Annotated in this window: 2 protein-coding genes; one reads left to right on the top strand and one right to left on the bottom strand. The window is 35.0% G+C overall.

Translation table 11 applies throughout. From position 1 onward, the window contains the following. Nucleotides 1-300 precede the first annotated feature (300 nt). Nucleotides 301-1,221, bottom strand: a complete 921-nt coding sequence (locus G6N06_RS19560; protein ID WP_163518382.1) for an alpha/beta hydrolase family protein — start codon at nt 1,219-1,221, stop codon at nt 301-303. Between the two features lie 551 nt (nt 1,222-1,772). Between G6N06_RS19560 and G6N06_RS19555 the strand changes: the two genes are divergently transcribed. Next, nucleotides 1,773-2,309, top strand: a complete 537-nt coding sequence (locus G6N06_RS19555) for a DUF5004 domain-containing protein (RefSeq protein WP_163518381.1) — start codon at nt 1,773-1,775, stop codon at nt 2,307-2,309. The last annotated feature ends 37 nt before the right edge of the window (nt 2,310-2,346 follow it).

Genomic DNA, 2,346 nt, shown 5'->3' with positions numbered 1-2,346 from the left:
ATAACATATCCAAGTGTTTGTTAATCAGTAAAAAAGATACGAAAAAAGGAGTGAAAACACTACGGTTTACACTCCTTTTTATCTCTTTTTACCCCAATATTTTTAAGGGGACTTTTTCAGTGGCCTCTGAATTCGGGATGCCCAAGTGTTTGTTAATCAGTAAAAAAGATACGAAAAAAGGAGTGAAAACACTACGGTTTACACTCCTTTTTATCTCTTTTTACCCCAATATTTTTAAGGGGACTTTTTCAGTGGCCTCTGAATTCGGGATGCTTTTTTTATGGAGAGCTATTGTAATAGTTACTGTTTAATAAAGTCAACGATTCGAGTTATCAATTCTTCTGAGACTTTCCCTCTTGAATCATTATAGGATTTGGCGTTTTCTTGGGCATCGCCGTGTATTATAAATAATACATGGTTCATTTTATCGATAACGACCAATTCGGATGTTTTGGAGGCTTCATGCAATAGCTGGGCTTCTGCAACGCTTACCTGTAAATCTTTGGTCCCATTGACAATTAAAACCGGAAGGTCTAATTTTTTTATGACTACGGCGGGATCGTATTTCATCCAACTCATCATAAACTCCTGTAAACTACTGTCAAAAATAGACGTAAGTGCTTGTGGATAGTCGGTGGTGGTTTTTCCGGATCTTAATAGGTCAAAAACACGTTTGGTATCTTCAGTAAACATGGGAGCCGTTTTTTCAACCTGTTCAATGATAACCGCATCAATAGATTGGCCTGCACCTGCAATAGAAATAAAGCCGTTTACGTCCTGCTGGGAAGCCAACATACCTATTAAGCTTCCTTGACTGTGACCTATTATATAGATGTTTTTGAATTTTTGCTTTGATTTGAAATATTGGACCACATCCATAGCGTCCGATACAAAATCATCAAACTTGATGTTCGGGTCCACAGAATTCATTTTGATCTGTTTTACAATTCGCTTGTCATATCTAAAAGTGGCAATGCCATTTAGGGCAAGTTCTTGTGCGAGTTTTTTAAGGTTATAGGTTTTTAAAAAGTTCTGATTGCCATCTCTATCTGTGGGACCAGAGCCACCAATAATAATGGCAAGTCGATCTGAGCCAGAATTTGGAGTTATCAAACTGCCATCTATCCAATTGGAAACCCTAATCTGTGTTTCCGAATACGTGGAATCTTGCCCAAAAGCCAGCGATGACATGAAGCTAAAAAGAATAATGAAGGTCCTCATAAGTTGAATATTTGCTTTGCGAAGATACATCTCGTAACTTAATTTTAATAATTAACGTTCAAATACCAAAAATCTGATAGTCTTGTGGATCAATATTTATGAATTCGATCACGTATCTTGTCGATGAAATACATCTTTTAGTCGTTAAATGTTAAAGTTTGATGTATTTCGTCGATTTAATACGTATTTAAACTGATTATTTAAATATTAATTTTACATTTGAAGTGTACTGAAATTTAGGTTTTAGTTCAATGGATTAATTAATTAATATTTGCATATGTTGTTGACTTAGTGACCCTAAATCTACGCAATATAAAAAACGCAAATTAGGAGAACCGAGGTTGAGGGACCTCGGTTCTTTCTTTTTATAAGGTTCTGATATTTATCCCACTGATATCTTAATTTTTATTTATTTGTAACGCATTGATATCGTGTGGATAGCCAATATATTCTTCTTAATATTCCTTGTAAGTAATCTTTTTCATTTTTTAGAAGCAACCTTTTGATTGATCCAGCATCTTACTTAATGAACTCAAAAACTACAAAAAAACATGAAAAAATCAATTTTAATTATTAAATCTTTATTCCTAGTTGTTGCTCTGTCTATTTTTAGTTGCAATACTGATGATGACATCAAATGTCCAGAACCGTTAACAGGTGAATTAAGTGAGGCAGAAACAGGGTTTTCCGGCTCTTGGAAACTTGTTGCTATGGAAGCAGATGAGGCCATCGATCTTACGGACGACAATGCAGATAACGCAAGCACAGATCTTTTTGCTCAATATAAAGCGTGCGACCGTGATTTGGTGTATAACTTTATGAATGATCGAAGTTTGGTTTATAGACAAGGATATTTGGCTGCTGATTGTGCCAATAAGCTAACTTTTAGCGGAACATGGAATTTAATCGGAAATGATTTGACGATAGTAGCTAATTGCGCTTCTCAAAGAATTACCATTGAGACAAATGCAGAGGAGGATCAATACTCTTATGACGTCACTTTGGAATTCCGAGATGTAAACGGTTCAGTGAAGTCAAGTAAAGTGAAATTTACATTTGAAAAAATGGTGGACGAACAGTCAGTATAATTTTAAATACTCTATAAAATATAAAAAGCGGATCGTA

Source organism: Gelidibacter japonicus (assembly GCF_010725055.1).
In the GTDB taxonomy this organism is placed as follows: domain Bacteria; phylum Bacteroidota; class Bacteroidia; order Flavobacteriales; family Flavobacteriaceae; genus Gelidibacter; species Gelidibacter japonicus.
Note: the sequence above shows the minus strand (reverse complement) of the source record. Positions and strands in the feature narration are given on the sequence as shown.

Bases quoted from the DNA above. Each gene is read 5' to 3' on its own strand.
- G6N06_RS19560 (WP_163518382.1), bottom strand. From the start codon at position 1,221: ATGAGGACCTTCATTATTCTTTTTAGCTTCATGTCATCGCTGGCTTTT.
- G6N06_RS19555 (WP_163518381.1), top strand. From the start codon at position 1,773: ATGAAAAAATCAATTTTAATTATTAAATCTTTATTCCTAGTTGTTGCT.